We start from the raw sequence: 15,573 nt of genomic DNA on the forward strand, positions 1-15,573 counted from the left end.
GTTGTTCTGCGCGGCCGTCGACGGCGAGGTGTTCGCACCGTTCGCGGTGGAGCCGGAGTTCAGGTTCCCCGTCGGAGTCGACGAGCCCGTACCCGATCCGGACCCACTGCCGGACCCCGAGCCCGACCCGCTCGAATGCGTAGCCTTCGGCGTCGGCGACTTGGTCGGCGTCGGCTTCTTCACCGTGAAGCTCCGTACCCCCCTCGCCTCCGCAGCGTTCGTAGCACTGATGTACGCCGTAACGGTGACGGTGCCCTTCGTGAAGCTGCTCGGAACGGCAACCGTGATTGAGATGTGCCTGGAGTAGGAGAGCCGCCCGAGCGTGTAGGCGCGGTCATGTGTGGCATTACAGGTGACCGCGGCTTGGGAACTGCGCAGGTTGAGGACCACACCTGTGGCTGTGCCGCCTTTAGGCGTCACGAGAACGTCCATCGCATAGCTCGAGCCTGGATGGGCTGAGCTCGGAGGGTTCAGAACAGACACCGAGAGCGTCGGATCCGGTGTAGGAGTGGGTGAGGTCGTCGGCGAGGATGACTTGGTCGTCGCCCCGCCCGAAGGCGTTGGTGTTGGGGTCCCTGTTTCGCCCGCTGCGAGGGCTGGGGGTGAGTTGCCGACGATCAGGACGATCCCTGCGCCGAGAACGATGACCAGCGGGTTTCGTGCCGATCGTGCGAGCACTGCTCACAACCTCCCCATCGCACCGTAAAGACGCCCACCCCGGCCTACCCGTGTGGGCCGGGTACGAATCATGCGATCACGTGAAAGCCGATCAATCAACCGTGCTAACTGAGTTATATCGCAGCAACCTCTAGATGAGCTCTTGGTGAAGCCCGGTGATCTCGTCGCGGGACACCCAGGCCTGGTACACGCCGATGTCCACGCGCTCGAGTTCGAGGGTGGCGGCGACGGGCGCGCGACCGCCGCTGTACTCGACGCGCACCCACCCCTCGTGTTCGCCGATGACGACGAACGGCTCGCCGCGCCAGGTGCAGCGGGTCCGGATGTAGCGCAGGCTGTCGACTTCGTCTTCGCGTAGGACCTGCAGGAACCGGCCAGGCCCGACCTCGGTGAAGCCCTCCGCCGGAGTGGTGGAGTACAGCCGGACGTCACCGTCGACGCCGGGCACGGCGTCGTAGTCGGTGCCCTGCCATCGAGCGACATAGCCGTCTTTGATCACTTCTCGTTCTCCCACACGAGCCGATCCGCGTCGTACCTCGCGACGAAGCGCTCGGACTCGTCGCTGCTGATGACGTACATCTCCGAACCGTGCGGCAGCCTGAAACTTTCGGCCTTGTACTCGGGGATGCTCCCCGCGCTGCCGGAGGCGAAGCCGTCACCGGTGAACGGTGGCGCCTCCACCACCCACCCGTCCTGGCCCCACTCCTTGAGGGCGTCCTCGCTCGTGCCGCCGAACGGGGTGCGGTAGAGCCCGGATCGGTACGCCGCCCATCGGATGACGTGCACCTGGGGGTCGTCGATGGTGAAGGGGGACCCGTCGCGGAGCAGTCCGAGGCATTCGTACAGCCGACGGGGCGTGTTGAGGTCGATCACGTCCTGGACGCGGTGCACGAAGCCGGCGACCCGGTCGTACGCCTTGTCGAGGTACCAGGGGACCTGGTCGTGCGCCAGGACCTTCTGCATGATCGTGAACGCGCCGTCGGAGGGAGATGGCGGGGCCGCCTGAGCCTCGGGCCGCGGTGCGGGCGGTGTCGTCTCGCCCGCGACCGGTGCCGTCCGCGGCTCGGCCGGTGGCGTCGCGACCAAGGTCACGGGTGCCTGGGGCGGCGCCTCCGCCACGGGCTCCGGAGGTGGCGCGATGGAGACCTGCCGGGGCTCCGCGGGCGCGCCCTGGGACGGGCCGCCGGGAACGGGTTCGAAGGGGTGTGCGGCGGGGCGCGACGCGATCGCCCGAATCTGCTCCCCGGACAGTTCGATCTCGATGGGGGTCCCGGGGTTGACCGAGACGTCCCACCCCGGCTCCGGCCACCCGGCGAGGAGGTCGGCGAAGGTCGGCATGACGAATCCGGTGGTGCCGACCGCCTCCTTCATCCAGTCGAAGGAGGTGAACACGAGCACCGACGCGCGGCCCCGGACGGGAACGGCCGACCACGGGAACGCCGGGTCGTTCGGCGACGTCTGCACCGTCGGCGGGGTACGGCTCCACACTGGTAGGAACACCGATGCCCCGAGCAGCGTCTTCAGCCGCGCGTCCGGATCATTCCGCGTCTCGAACAGCCGTCGCTCGGCGTCGTTCTGCGCGGGGAAGTCGGCCGCCAGGCGGTCGGCGGCGTCGTCGTCGACGCGGCGCGACAGCGCGGTGATGCGCTCGCCGGGGATCGTGGCACCGATCGGGGAGCCGTCGTTGATGACGAGGTCCCACGCCGCGTCCGGCCAGAAGCGCAGCACCTTGGCGAGGTCGGACAGGACGAACGGGTGGCCGCCCATCACCTCGCGCATCCGGCTCGGTCCGGTGAACAGCGGCACGACGGTCCGTCCGCCGGACTCCCGGGTGTACCACTGGAAGCCCGGACGGCCGGGGCCGAGCATGAGGTCGCCGCCCTCGACGATGGGCACCCAGATCTGGCGCACGCCCAGGAGGATCCGGAGGAGCCCCTCGCGATCGTCGCGCGCGGCGGCGTCGTACAGGACGCGCTCTTCCTCGTCCAGCGGGACGAACTCGGCGTCCGCCGTGTAGTGCGGTGTGAGGGGCACGTCGGAAGAGGACGGCCGCGTCCGCGGCGGTGCGGGTGCGTCCGGGGGCGGTACGGGAGGAACGGCCGCCTGGCCGGGGCCGGCGGGCAGCGGCTCGTCGCCGGAGATGACCGGCTGCGGCGCGGTGGCGGCCAGTGGCGGCGCGCCGTGCGCGGGTGCGGGTGAGGGTGCGGGCGGCACTGCGCTCGCGGTCGAGAACGAGGGGTACGGCGGCGGCACCTCCCCGGCCGGTGGCGCGGTGTTCGGACTCGGCACAGCGTCCGCGGCCGGCGGTGCGGTGTCGAAGCCGGGCGCCGGTGGTGCGGTGTTGAGGCCGGGCGCCGGTGGTGCGGTGTTGAGGCCGGGCGCCGGTGGTGCGGTGTTGAGGCCGGGCGCCGGTGGTGCGGTGGCGGGGCCGGGCGCCGGCGCGCGACCGTCCGGCGGGAACGCGGGAGGCGCGGGAGGCGCGGGGTAGGGCGGGGCGTCGCGGAGGGGCGCGGGCGGCGGTCCGCCGGGGGCCGGATGGTGCGCGTCCGGGAAGGGGACCGCGGGCGGCGTCGGCGTGAAGCTCGGCTCCGGGGCGGCGGGTTCGGCCGGCGGCACGGCTGCCGGGGCGCCTTGAGGCGCCGGAGGGGCCGGCATCGGACCCTGGGCGGGCGGGGCGGGGTACTGTCCGCCCTGCGCGGCATGCGATCCGGCGGCCGTCTCCTGCCCGGTCGGGGCGGCGGGGGCCCGATGCCCGGCGGGCGCGGCGTGGGAGCCCGTGGGGGTCTCGTGCCCGGCGGGCGCGGCGTGCGGGCGGACGCCCGTCTCGTGCCCTGTCGCGGCGGGAGCCGCCTCGTGAACGGGGAACGCCTCAGCGGCCGGCGCGGAGTCCGTCCGCTGGGCGAGAGGCATCTGCTCGGCGGGCGGCCGTCCGGAGGTGATCTCGCCGATGAACCAGGCGGGAAGGTACCCCTCGATCGGCAGCCCGGAGTTCACCGCGAGCCACCACTCCGGGTTCGGCCAGGACCGGGCCACCTCCGCCAGCGACATCCGTACGAACTGCTCGTAGCCGGGGCCGAGGCGGAGGCGCACCGCCTCGACCGACGTGTAGACGAGGATGTGGGTACGGCCCTCGTGGGTGCTGGTCGGCCACGTGAACGCGGGCTGTCCGGGGGTGCCCGGCTCGGTCTTCGGCAGCGGAACCACGAGCTCCGCCGCGCTCAGCAGCCTGAAATAGGCGTCCTGGTCACCGGCGCGCAGCACCTCGCCCATCTGCTGCTCGAGTTGGTTCGCGGGCTCCCATGTGTCGGTCATTCGCCACCCCCCGGAAGCTCTTTGCACAAGGTGTCCACCGTACCGGCAGCAACCCAACGGTGCGCATGAGTACCACCAGTCGATCCGACTTCTCGGGACTAATCGGTATCTTCCGTCACTCTGAACAGGGCGAAGACCGACCGCTTCAGGCCACCAGCCGCCTGAGAGCGGCGAGCAGACGGTCGATGTGCTCGTCGGTGGTGCCGATGCCGAAGCTGGCCCGCAGCGCGGTGCCGTCACCGTCGCCGCAGCCGCCCTTCCCCTGACCGACGAGCCGCCGGACGAACGGGTGCGCGCAGAACTTCCCGTCCCGGACGCCGATGCCGTACTCCTCGGACAGCGCGGTGGCGACGGCGCGGGACTCGCGGCCCTCGACGACGAACGACACGATGCCGACGCGCGGGTGCCGGTCGCCCCACAGCGACAGCTCCCGTACGCCGGGGATCGCCGCCAGCCCGGTCCGGAGGCGCCGCAGGAGCCGCTCCTCCTCCGCGATGAGACCTTGCCAGTCGGTCAGGGCCTCGCAGGCGGCGGCGATCGCGACGACGCCGAGGACGTTCGGCGTGCCGGCCTCGTGCCGCTGCTGCGGGTCGGCCGACCACGTCACGTGCTCGCCGACGCTCGCCGTGGCGCCGCCGCCCAGCAGGTACGGCTCGGCGGCGCGCAGCCAGTCGGAGCGGCCGACGAGGCAGCCGGCACCGAACGGCGCATAGAGCTTGTGCCCGGAGAAGGCGACGTAGTCGACGTCGAGCGCGCCCATGTCGAACGGCCGGTGCGGGACGAGCTGCGCGGCGTCCACCGCGATGCGGGCGCCGTGCGCGCGGGCCGCGGCGGCGAGCTCGGCGACGGGCCACAGCTCGCCCGTGACGTTGGAGGCGGCGGTGACGACGAGCAGACGCGGCCCGGCCGGGGCCGCGGCCAGGGCCTCCTCCGCCGCCGCGACGGCCGCCGCGGGGGAGCCGGGGGCCGGGAGCCGTACGACCCGGTTGCCGCGCGTCCAGGGCAGCAGGCTCGCGTGGTGTTCGGACTCGAAGACCACGACCGTGGTGCCGTGCGGCAGGGCATGCGCGAGGAGGTTCATCGCGTCGGTGGTGTTGCGGGTGAACACCACGGCGTCCCGGCGCCACGCGCCGACGAACTCGCGGACGACCCGGCGGGCGCGCTCGTAGCGGTCGGTCGTCACCTGCGACGCGTACCCCGCGCCGCGGTGCACGCTGCTGTAGTAGGGGAGGGCGGCGTCGAGCGTGTCGCGGACCGCCTCCAGACAGGGGGCGCTCGCCGCGTAGTCGAGGTTCGCGTACGGAACGGTGCGGCCGCCGGACACGGGGACGGGGACGCCTTCGCCCACGATGCGCAGGGTGGGACGGGCGACGGCGGGGAGATCGAGGACAGCGGACAAGACGCACCTCCGGCGGGGCCTGGGACCCCGCGAGGGGTCCGCGCTTGCCCGGCACGGTCGTGCCGGACCCGGTCATCACCCGGGGCACCCCGCCACGGACGGAGGGTTGCCGGCCAGCAAGCCGGGGCTTCGCGCTGGCACTCGTGACCTGGTCGGGATTATAGACCACGCGCCCGAAGAACTCCGATTCGACGCCATGTGATCGCTTCTCCCGGTTCAATACCGGCAGGGGAATCGTCGAAGGGAGCAGGGAGATGCGGCGTGTATGGCGGCGGCCGGTGGGGGTCCTTCTGGTCGCGGTGTGCGCGGCCGGCTGCGGCGTCGGCACGAACAAGGGACGGGTCTGCAAGGACGCCGTCAAGGCGGTCGGGGCCTACAACACGACCCTGAACCGCATCTCACCGGACGACGTCACCCAGTGGAAGCAGGCGGCGGCGGCCCTCGCCACCCGGTTCGACGCGCTCGCCCGCGAGTCCGACGACCGCACGCTGAGCCGCACCCTGCGCGGCATGGCCGCTGAGTGGCGCGGGGTCGGCACCGGCATGACCCCGCGCGACATCTCGGGCATGCAGACCGCCGTCCAGCGTCAGCCCGCCGCACTGGCGAAGGCCTGCCGCTGAGCGTCTGAGCGTCTGAGCGCCCGCGACCGTTCGGCCGCGGGCGCTCAGACGCTCAGAACATCGAGTTCGGGTCGCTCTCGTCCACGCGGCCCGTGGGCTGGCCGGTCGGCGGGCCGCCGGTGGGCTCGTGCGTCGGGATGTGCGTCGGGATGTGGGTCGGCGAGGACGGACGCGACGGCGCGATGGTCCGGGGCCGCGACATGGTGGGACGCGGCCGCGGCTGGACGGGCGTGGTCGGGTACTGGCGCCCGCCGACGTACACCGACGGGTCGCCGAACGACTTCACCGACATGTTCTGGTCGGCCTTGACGAGGTAGTTCTTCCAGATCGTGGCCGGCAGGTCCCCTCCGTACGAGGAGTAGCCGGGAAGGCTCAGTGCCTTGTTGTCGGTCCGGAAGAGCGCCACCGAGGCCGCCAGTTGCGGGATGAAGCCGTTGAACCAGAGCTGCTTGCCGCTGCTGGTCGTGCCGGTCTTGCCGGCGGCGTTCCGGTCGGGCAGCGCGGCCCTGGTGCCGGTGCCCGCGTCGACGACCTTCTGCATGGCGTACGTCGCGTCCCGGGCGACCTGTGTGCTGAACGCCCGCTTGCCGGTGGTCGAGACGACGCGCTTCTTACCGTTCCGGTCGGTCACCGACCGGATGACGTGCGGGGCGTGGTAGACGCCCTCGGACGCGAACGCGGCGTACGCGGCGGCCTGCTGCTCCACGCTGACGTCGATCACGCCGAGCGGGAAGACGACGGCGGTGTTCGCGCCGTTGGCGGTCAGCTGCGACTCGGGGATGCCGAGCTTCTCCGCCATCTTCATCACCCTGTCGTTCCCGATCTTCTGGGCGATGTTGACGTAGGCGGTGTTGATGGAGTTCTGCGTCGCGGTGACGAGGTTCACCGGGCCGAAGTCCTCGTCGTCGTCGTTCACGACCTTGCTGCCATCGAAGGTCTGCGGGGTGCTGCCGTCGACGTAGTCGTCCAGGGACATTCCGTCATCCAGCGCCGCCGCGAGGGCATACGGCTTGAAACCCGACCCCGGCTGCACAGGGGTCAAAGCGGAGTTCAACTGCTGGTCGAGGTAGTTCTTACCGCCGTAGAACGCGTTGATCTCGCCGGTCGACGGGTCGACCGACACCAGGCCCGCCCTCACCTTGCTGGAGACGCCCGAGGGCATGGCGTCCTCGACCGCCTGCTTGGCGTCGTCCATGAGGTTCTTGTCGAAGGTCGTACGGACCCTCAGCCCGCCCTTGTCGATCTGGTCCTGGGTGTACCCCATGCGCTTCAGCTCGGCCTCGACGAGTTCGTGGATGTAGCCCCGCTGGCCGCCGTCGGTGTCCTTGATCTTCTGCTTCTGCGGCACGGGGAATCGCATGACGGCCGCCTGCTGCGGCGTGATGCTCTTCATCTGCACCATGCCGTCGACGACGTACTTCCAGCGGGCCTGCATGTACCCCTGGGCACCCTGCCTGGACAGGTCACCGGCGTAGGTCGGGACCTGGATGGCCGCGGCGAGGTACGCGCCCTCGGACGGAGTCAGGTTCTGGACGTCCTTGCCGTAGTACGCCTGCGCGGCCGTCTGGATGCTGTACGCGCCGCGGCCGAAGTAGATGGTGTTGAGGTACTGCTGGAGGATCCAGCTCTTGTCCTTCTCGCGCCCGACCTTGAGCGCGATCATGATCTCCTTCAGCTTCCGCGACGCGGTGCGCTGCTGGCTGAGGCCGCTGTAGTAGTTGCGGACCATCTGCTGGGTGATGGTGGAGCCGCCCTGCAGCGACCCGCCGGTCGCCGTGGCCCAGAACGCCCGCGCCGTGCCCTTGAACGACACCCCGGGGTCGCTGTAGAAGCTGCGGTTCTCCGCCGAGATCACGGCGTCGCGGACCTGCTTGGGGACCTTCGACAGGGGCACCGGCTGACGGTTGGTTCCCGTCCGGAGAATCACGCTGCCGTCGCTGTAGTAGAAGACCGACGCCTCTTTCACGGCCTCGGCCTGCGCCGTGCTCGGGATCGGCGTCATCAGGTAGGCGACGATGAAGCCGGCGACGGGCAGCAGGAGCAGCACGCCCAGTACGTACGCCGTGCGCCGCAGCCACTTGGCCCGCCGGCTGCCCTTCTTCTTCGGCTTCTTCTCGGGGTTCTCGGGCTTCTCGCCCTCGGGAAGAGCGCGGACGGCGGTCACGGCCGACGGGCTCTCGTCGGCCACGACCGGCGACGGACCGCCCACCGTGGGTTCCACGGGCGGGGCGATGTCGGGTCGAGTGGTGTCATCGGGATCAGTGGCTCCGGACTCGACGGCAGATGCCGGTGCGGTGACGCCGCGCGGATCGGCCGCGTCTTCCGGTCCGGCCGCGGCCTCGGGCCCGGCGGCGTCATCGTTGTTGGACGCGCCGGACGGCCCGGAAGTTGGCACGGACCCGTCATCGCTCTCTGCGCGTCCGCCCAGGGAAGGATCGGCGCCGTCGGCGTGCCCCGTGGGCTCGCCGTCGTTCGCAGAGGTGTCGGGCCTATTGGATTCGCCGGCTCCGACGCCGGCGTCTTTGTCACTCACTCGTCCCCCGTGACCTGCGTGAACCCTCGAACCTACCGCAGGGTCGCGGCTGCGCCGATCGGCGTGCCGGGCGTCCGGGGGCTTGACGATCCTAAGCCACGGAGGATAGAGGGCCCGTCAGCCCCCGGTGAGCACCGTGCCGAGCAACCGCGCCACCTCACGCGCCACGGCGTCCCGCCCCGGCGCCAGATATTTTCGGGTGTCCACAACCGTCGGATGGTCGGCGAGGTATCCCCGAACCGCGTCGGTGAAAACCTTGTTCAGGTGGGTGGCGATGTTCACCTTGACGATCCCGGCCCGTACGGCCCGGGCCAGGTCGGCGTCGGGCACGCCGGACGACCCGTGCAGGACGAGCGGCACCGGCACCGCCTCGCGCAGCCGCGCGATCAGCGCCAGGTCGACCGTCGCCGTCCGGTCCGTCATCGCATGCGAGGTGCCGACCGCGACCGCGAGCGCGTCCACGCCGGTCGCGGCGACGAAGCGAGCGGCCTCCTCCGGGTCCGTGCGGGCGCCCGGCGCGTGCACGCCGTCCTTGCCGCCCACCTCGCCCAGCTCGGCCTCGACCCACACGCCGTGATCGTGGCAGTGGGCCGTCACCTCGGCGGTGGTGGCGACGTTGGCGTCATAGTCCAGGGCGGACGCGTCGTACATCACCGAGCCCAGGCCCAGCCCGACCGCCTCCCGTACGAGCTCGGGGGAGGTCGCGTGGTCGAGGTGGACCGCGACCGGGACCTTCGCGGCGCGCGCGGCGGCGAGGCTTCCCGCCGCGATCGGCTCGAGCGCGCCGTGGTAGCGCACGCAGTTCTCGCTGATCTGCAGGATGACCGGACGGTCCGCCGCCTCGGCCCCCGCGATCAGCGCCTCGGCGTGTTCGAGCTGGATGACGTTGAACGCGCCGACGCCGTGCCCGGTGACGACGATCTCTCCTGCGGAGACGAGAGGCATCAGCGGAATCCTTCGTACGCGGCGGGATCGTACGATCCCGCGACGGGGGCGAGCACGGCCGCGGCCGACAGGGCGACGGCGTCCTTGAGCAGGTCCGGCCAGGGCGATCCGACACCGGCGGCGAGCGCGGCGACGACCGCGTCGCCCGCGCCGGTCGGGTTGCCGCCGACCACCCGGGGCGGGGCCACGCGGTGCACGTCGTCGCCGGTGACGGCCAGCAGGCCCTCGGCGCCGAGCGAGACGACCACCGCGCGCGCCCCCAGCGACCGGGCCCCGGTCACGGGGTCGTCGGTGCCGGTGAGCTCGGCGAGCTCGGCGGCGTTCGGCTTGACCGCCCAGGCGTACGGCGCGGCGTGCCGCAGGGGCTCGCCGGACGTGTCGACGATGACCGGCACGTCACGCCGGGCGAGCCGGGCGACGGCGTCCGCGGGCACTCCTGGCGGGAGGCTGCCGGAGACGACGACGACGTCGGCGTCGGGGATCCGCGCCTCCAGGGCCGCCCATTCGTCCGGCGTGACGACCGGGCCGGGCTCGTTGAGCAGGGTCGCCTCGCCGCCGGCGACGATGGTGACCGTACGGCGGGTCTCGCCGCCGATCGAGGCGAGGTCGTGCGTCAGCCCGGCGGCGTCGAGGTCGGCGCGCACGGCGTCGCCCGTCGCCCCACCGGCCAGGCCGACGACGAGGACGTCGTGGCCGAGCGACCGCAGCACGCGCGCGACGTTCACGCCCTTGCCGCCGGCGCGGGCGTGCACGGTCTCGACCCGATGGGTGAGCCCCGGACGCAGCTCCGGCACTTCGTACGTGACGTCGAGGGCGAGATTCGGCGTGACCGTGACGATCACGCCGTCACCACCGTCTGGACGCGGAGGTCCTCGTCGAGGAGCACCAGGTCGGCGCGGAGCCCGGGGGCGACGGCGCCCCGGTCGGTGAGGCCGAGCAGGGTGGCCGGGGTCGTCGCCGCGAGCCGTACGGCCTCCGATAGTGCGACGCCGGACGTCAGCACTGTGCGCCGGAACACCGCCGCGGCCGTCGCCGTGCTTCCGGCGATCGATCCGCTCTCGGCCAGGCGCGCCACGCCGTCGCGCACCTCGACGTCCAGGCCGCCGAGGCGGTACTCCCCGTCGGCCATGCCCGCCGCCGCGACGGCGTCGGTCACCAGCGCGGTCCGCGCGCCGCCCGCGACACGGGCGATGTGCGCCACGATCGACGGGTGCAGGTGCACGCCGTCGCCGACCAGCTCCACGACGACGTCCGGCGCCTCCAGGAGGGCGAGGATCGGCCCCGGTTCGCGGTGGTGCAGCGGGCGCATCCCGTTGAACAGGTGGGTCGCGACCCGCGCGCCGGCCCGCGTGGCCTCGACCGCCACGTCGTACGTCGCGTCCGTGTGCCCCACGGCGGGGATCACCCCGGCGTCGCGGACCCGGCGCAGCGCGTCCAGGCCGCCGTCGAGCTCGGGCGCGAGCGTCATCATCCGCACGCGCGGGACCTTCAGTAGCCGGTCCACGGTCGTCGGGTCGGGCGTGCGCAGCAGCGCGGGATTGTGCGCGCCCTTGCGGGCGAGCGACAGGAACGGACCCTCGTAGTGGATTCCCGCGACGACGCCGTCGTCGGCGAGTTCGGCGAGCACGGACGCCCGCCGTTCGAGGTCGTCGGGCGCCGCCGTCACCAGGCTCGCGACCAGGGTCGTGGTGCCGTGCTCGCGGTGGTACGCCGCAGCCCGCGCGCACTCCTCGTGGTCCGCCGAGTCGAACGACGCCCCGCCGCCACCGTGGCAGTGCACGTCGACGAAGCCGGGGACGATCACGTGCGCGTGATGGTCGGCCCGCTCCGGGCGGCCGTGTTCGACGCGCGCGATCCGGCCGTCCTCGACGCTCACCCATCCGGGTTCGAGGATCCCCCCGGGGGTGACGACCTTGTCCGCGCTCAGCACTGTCATCGTCGCTCCAACAGGTCGCGTGCCCAGAGTCCGGCGCCGACACACCCGGCCTCGTCTCCGAACCGCGCGATGGTCAGGCGCGGCCGGCGGTGGAAGGTCAGCCGCCCGGCGAGGTCGTCGCTGAGCGGGCCGAGCAGGAGGTCGCCCGCCCGTGACAGCCCCCCGCCGATGACGATCACCTCCGGGGCGACCAGCGCGGTCGCGGCGGCCAGGGCCGTGCCCAGGAAGCCGATCGTCTCCGCCCAGATCGCCGCCGCGTCGGCGTCGCCCTCGGTCACCAGGGCCGCTACCGCGTCGGCGGTCGCCTCCCGGCCCGTACGACGGGCGAAACGGCGGGCGACCGCGGCGGCGGAGGCAACGGCCTCCAGGCATCCGGTGCCTCCGCAGACGCACGGCTCGTCCACGCCGACGGACATGTGCCCGATCTCTCCGGCGTAACCGTTGCCGACGCACAGGTGCCCGTCGATCACCATCGCCGCCGCGATGCCGGTTCCGATCGGCATGACGAGCGAGTTGCGGGCACCCCGGGCCGCGCCGAGGCGGATCTCGGCGGTCCCGCCGGCGCGTACGTCGTGGCCGACCGCGACGGGCAGGCCGGTGCGCTCGGCGATCAGGTCACGGAAGGGGGCGTCGCGCCAGCCGATGTTCTCCGACCAGACGGCGACGCCGCGCTCGTCGTCGACGATGCCGGGCACGGCGAGGCCGACCGCCCGCGCGGTGCCCGCCCGCTCGACCAGCTCCACCACCGTCTCCACTACGGCGCCGACGGCGGCGTCGCCCTGCGGCGTGGGCCGCCGCAGGGCCGTGACCCGGTCGAGGCCGGGGGAGAGGACCGCTCCCTTCATCGACGTGCCGCCGACGTCGAGAGCGACGATCACTTGAGCACGACCGAGCGGGTCAGCGACCGCGGGCGGTCGGGATCGAGTCCCTTCTCCTCGGCCCGCGCGACCGCCAGCCGCTGCGCGACGACGAGGTGCGCCAGCGGATCGAGGTCACTGGTCACGAACGTCGCGCCGGTCGCGGCGACGTCGTCGGTGAGCCCCTCCGGAGCGGCGCCGAACATCCAGGTGAGCCGGCCCGGCTGGGCGATGCTGATCGGGCCGTGGCGGTACTCCATCGCGGGGTAGGACTCGGTCCACAGCTGTGCGGCCTCGCGCGCCTTCAGCGCCGCCTCGTCCGCCAGGCCGTTGGTCCAGCCCCGGCCGAGGAAGGTGATCTGCTCGGCGGCGAGCCACTCGGGGTGCAGGGGCTCGGCCAGCGCCCGTTCGGCGTCGTCGGCGGGCACCGCGTCGCCCAGGGAGGCGCGCAGCAGCGCCAGCGCCGTCGTGGCGAAGCGCGTCTGCACCACCGACCTCTCGTCCGCGAAGTCGAGGACGACCGTCTGGGTACCGGCCGCGAACGGCGCGTCGGGGATCGCGGTGATCGCGGTGACGTTCGGCAGGCGCTCGACCGCCTCGAGCACCTCGGTCGTGGTGCCGGAACGGCTGATGGCGACGTAGCGGTCGTAGTCGCGGCCGAAGGGCAGTTCCGAGGCGGGGAAGGCGTCGGTCAGTCCGAGGCCGCGACTCTCGCGCAGCACGGCGTACGCCCTGGCCATGTACAAGGACGTGCCGCAACCGAACACCGCCACGCGCTCACCGTCGCGGGGCAGCGCCCCTCGCGCGTCGCCGAGCCGGTCGGCGGCCCGCCGCCAGCAGGATGGCTGGCTTTCGATCTCGGCCAGTACGTGTTGCTGCGCCAATCCCGCCTCCACGCCTGCTCGTTATTGAGCGATTCGTGCTTGCATCATGCACTAATGAACACGAAGTCGACAACAGTCGAGCAGGCGCGGAATCGGCGGGTAGGGGCGGCGCGTCCCGGCGCGGCAGGTGCCGGGACACCGGTCAGTCGTGGCCCGGCGGGTGGTGGCGGCTGAGGTTGCCCTCCAGGAGGGAGAGGCAGTCGGCGACGCCGACCGTGCCGTCGGCGACCTCCGGCAACCGTCCGTCCTCCTCCTTCAGGTGGATCAGCGCCCGGTCCATCGCCGCCTGCGCCGCGAACAGGCACGGCGTGCTGTAGATGGCGACGCTGACGCCGAGGTCCTCCAGGTCGGACAGGGAGAACCGCGGTGACTTCCCGCCGGCGATCTGGTTGAACAGCAGCGGTTTGCCGCCGGTCACGGCGTGGATCTTGCGGATCCACTCGGCGCTGCGCACCCCGTCGACGAGGATGACGTCGGCGTCCGTGGCGGCCAGGGCCTCGGCGCGCAGCACGATCTCGCGCTCGTTCGTCGCGTCGGTCCGGGCGACGACGACCATGTCGCGCCGGGTCTGCAGGACCATCCGCAGCTTCTCCAGGTATTCGCCGAGCGGGAGGATCTGCTTGCCGTCGACGTGCCCGCAGCGGCGCGGGCGCTTCTGGTCCTCGATGATCACACCGGAGGCGCCGATGGCCTCGAGATGCTCGACGACGTGGCAGGCCACCTCGGGGTCGACGTAGCCGTCGTCGATGTCGACGAGCAGGTGGTGCCGGGGAAAGGCGAGCCGGAGGCGCTGGACGAAGCCCACCATGTCGGGCCAGGCGATGAAGCCGATGTCGGGCAGGCCGTAGTGCGAGGCGGCGAACCCGAATCCGGAGACGAACAACCCGTCGTAGTGCCGGGCCGCGACGGACGCCGAGAACATGTCGAACACTCCGATCAGCGGCGTGACGGATTCGGCGCCGATCGCGCTCCGCAGGTGGTGTCCGGCCTCGTTACGCCGCGCCGATCGTACGGACCGGCCGGAATGTGAATTCATGTGTTCCCCGATTGATCGTTCGAGATCAGAGCCCTGTGACGGGCGTGGCGGAATGTCATGCGGCGCCCACGGTAAAGGCTTGGCAAGGAGGGGCGCGCTGGCGTTCCGGTAAAAGGTCGCTAACCGTGAGTCGGGATATCGGAGAATCGCCCAAAAAGTCGGCGAAAAAATGTCGTGCGCGAGTCGCCGAATAGACGACTACGGCCGCGAATGTTGGCCTTGTCGTGGCGACGGGCCCTGTCCCTCGCTTGTCACTTTTGTGAGGACTGTTGCGGTCAAGGTGTGTGATTGTTGCGTAGATCACATTGATACTCGCCAGTAACGTGCCGCTGACCCGCACGTCAGGAGGAGGGTCAGATGACGGAACAGGCCGTTCCCGTCGACACGACTACTCCCTGGGGGGAGGGGATGAGGGCGGGCGACCGGGTGATCGTCGGCGTCTTCGTGGGCATCCCGTTCGTCGCGGTGATCGTGTCCGTCGCCGTGCTCTGGGGCTGGGGTGTGACGTGGCACGACCTGGTGATCGGTGCGGTGATGTACGTCATCGCCGGGCACGGGATCACGATCGGCTACCACCGGCTGTTCACCCACAAGGCGTTCAAGGCCGCCCGTCCGCTGAAGATCGCGCTCGCGGTCGCCGGCACGATGGCGGTCGAGGGCGACGTCATCACGTGGGCCGCCGACCACCGGCGCCACCACCAGTTCTCCGACCGGCCGGGAGACCCGCACTCGCCGTGGCGGTTCGGCACCTCCGTGCCGGCCCTCGTCAAGGGCATGCTCTGGGCGCACGTCGGATGGACCTTCAACAACGAGAAGACCAACCAGCGCCGCTACGTCCCCGACCTGCTCGCCGACCCCGATCTGCGCCGGGTCACGCAGTGGCAGCCGCTGATCGTGCTGTTCTCCTTCGCCGGTCCGGCGGTGGCGGGCGGCCTGTGGGGCTCCGGATCCTGGGACGCGGGAGCCGCCTGGTCGGCCTTCTTCTGGGCCGGGCTCGTCCGCATCGGCCTGCTGCACCACGTCACCTGGTCGATCAACTCGATCTGCCACGTCGGCGGGGAGCGGCCCTTCCGGGCTCGTGACCGGTCCGGCAACGTCTGGTGGCTCGCGCCCCTCTCCGGCGGAGAATCCTGGCACAACCTGCATCACGCCGACCCGACCTCCGCCCGGCACGGCGTCCTGCGCGGCCAGCTCGACTCCAGCGCCCGCCTGATCTGGCTGTTCGAACGCCTCGGCTGGACCCGCGACGTCCGCTGGCCGGACGAACGCCGGCTCGCCGCCCGGGCCGGCGCCGAGTGATCCCCTCGATCCGCTTACCGAGCCCACCCCACGTCGTGCACGATCGGCCGTTGACTTCCTCCCCCTTCTGAAGA

The 15,573-nt window shown here is 71.9% G+C and carries 13 protein-coding genes and 1 riboswitch; of the genes, 3 read left to right on the plus strand and 10 right to left on the minus strand.

Annotated elements, in window-relative coordinates; translation table 11 throughout:
* Position 1: 1 nt before the first annotated feature.
* A complete protein-coding gene (locus NE236_RS18875) occupies positions 2–307 on the plus strand; it encodes a hypothetical protein (RefSeq protein ID WP_252843333.1) in 306 nt (101 codons plus the stop codon).
* Positions 308–808: 501 nt separating this feature from the next.
* On the opposite strand, the gene NE236_RS18880 is transcribed toward NE236_RS18875, so the two are convergent.
* The 3 genes from NE236_RS18880 to NE236_RS18890 form a co-directional block, all read right to left on the minus strand.
* Complete coding sequence (locus NE236_RS18880; RefSeq protein WP_252843334.1) at positions 809–1,192, minus strand: UCP033725 family protein; 384 nt, start codon at positions 1,190–1,192, stop codon at positions 809–811.
* Positions 1,174–3,990 (minus strand): SseB family protein, encoded by a 2,817-nt coding sequence (locus NE236_RS18885; protein WP_252843335.1) that lies wholly within the window; start codon positions 3,988–3,990, stop codon positions 1,174–1,176. The genes NE236_RS18880 and NE236_RS18885 overlap by 19 nt, the downstream gene beginning before the upstream one ends.
* 145 nt (positions 3,991–4,135) lie before the next feature.
* Complete coding sequence (locus NE236_RS18890; protein WP_372494385.1) at positions 4,136–5,389, minus strand: aminotransferase class V-fold PLP-dependent enzyme; 1,254 nt, start codon at positions 5,387–5,389, stop codon at positions 4,136–4,138.
* A 35-nt stretch (positions 5,390–5,424) separates the two neighbouring features.
* Positions 5,425–5,538: riboswitch (SAM riboswitch) on the minus strand.
* Positions 5,539–5,643: 105 nt separating this feature from the next.
* On the opposite strand from NE236_RS18890, the gene NE236_RS18895 reads away from it, so the two are divergent.
* Entirely contained in the window at positions 5,644–6,009 is a 366-nt protein-coding gene (locus NE236_RS18895; RefSeq protein ID WP_252843336.1) for a DUF8711 family protein, read from the plus strand.
* 52 nt (positions 6,010–6,061) lie between these two features.
* Here the strand turns inward: NE236_RS18895 and NE236_RS18900 are convergent, their stop codons facing one another.
* From NE236_RS18900 to NE236_RS18930, 7 genes are all read right to left on the minus strand, one after another.
* Complete coding sequence (locus NE236_RS18900) at positions 6,062–8,404, minus strand: transglycosylase domain-containing protein (protein ID WP_252843337.1); 2,343 nt, start codon at positions 8,402–8,404, stop codon at positions 6,062–6,064.
* A 255-nt stretch (positions 8,405–8,659) separates the two neighbouring features.
* Positions 8,660–9,487, minus strand: coding sequence for a class II fructose-bisphosphate aldolase (locus tag NE236_RS18905; protein WP_252843338.1), 828 nt, complete (start codon positions 9,485–9,487; stop codon positions 8,660–8,662).
* A complete protein-coding gene (locus tag NE236_RS18910; RefSeq protein ID WP_252843339.1) occupies positions 9,487–10,329 on the minus strand; it encodes a 1-phosphofructokinase family hexose kinase in 843 nt (280 codons plus the stop codon). Before NE236_RS18910 ends, NE236_RS18905 begins: the two co-directional genes overlap by 1 nt.
* Positions 10,326–11,423, minus strand: coding sequence for an N-acetylglucosamine-6-phosphate deacetylase (nagA, locus tag NE236_RS18915; RefSeq protein ID WP_252843340.1), 1,098 nt, complete (start codon positions 11,421–11,423; stop codon positions 10,326–10,328). Before nagA ends, NE236_RS18910 begins: the two co-directional genes overlap by 4 nt.
* Positions 11,420–12,301, minus strand: coding sequence for an ROK family protein (locus NE236_RS18920; RefSeq protein ID WP_252843341.1), 882 nt, complete (start codon positions 12,299–12,301; stop codon positions 11,420–11,422). The genes nagA and NE236_RS18920 overlap by 4 nt, the downstream gene beginning before the upstream one ends.
* Positions 12,298–13,164 carry an SIS domain-containing protein gene (locus tag NE236_RS18925; RefSeq protein ID WP_252843342.1) on the minus strand — a complete coding sequence of 289 codons (867 nt, stop codon included), beginning with the start codon at positions 13,162–13,164 and terminating at the stop codon, positions 12,298–12,300. The genes NE236_RS18920 and NE236_RS18925 overlap by 4 nt, the downstream gene beginning before the upstream one ends.
* Positions 13,165–13,306: 142 nt before the next feature.
* On the minus strand, positions 13,307–14,200 hold the full coding sequence (locus NE236_RS18930; protein ID WP_252843343.1) for an isocitrate lyase/PEP mutase family protein: 894 nt from the start codon (positions 14,198–14,200) through the stop codon (positions 13,307–13,309).
* A gap of 357 nt (positions 14,201–14,557) precedes the next feature.
* On the opposite strand from NE236_RS18930, the gene NE236_RS18935 reads away from it, so the two are divergent.
* Positions 14,558–15,499: an acyl-CoA desaturase gene (locus NE236_RS18935; protein WP_308209115.1), complete on the plus strand. Its 942-nt coding sequence runs from the start codon at positions 14,558–14,560 to the stop codon at positions 15,497–15,499.
* Positions 15,500–15,573: the final 74 nt, after the last annotated feature.

The organism is Actinoallomurus purpureus, assembly GCF_024055795.1.
Classification (GTDB): domain Bacteria; phylum Actinomycetota; class Actinomycetes; order Streptosporangiales; family Streptosporangiaceae; genus Actinoallomurus; species Actinoallomurus purpureus.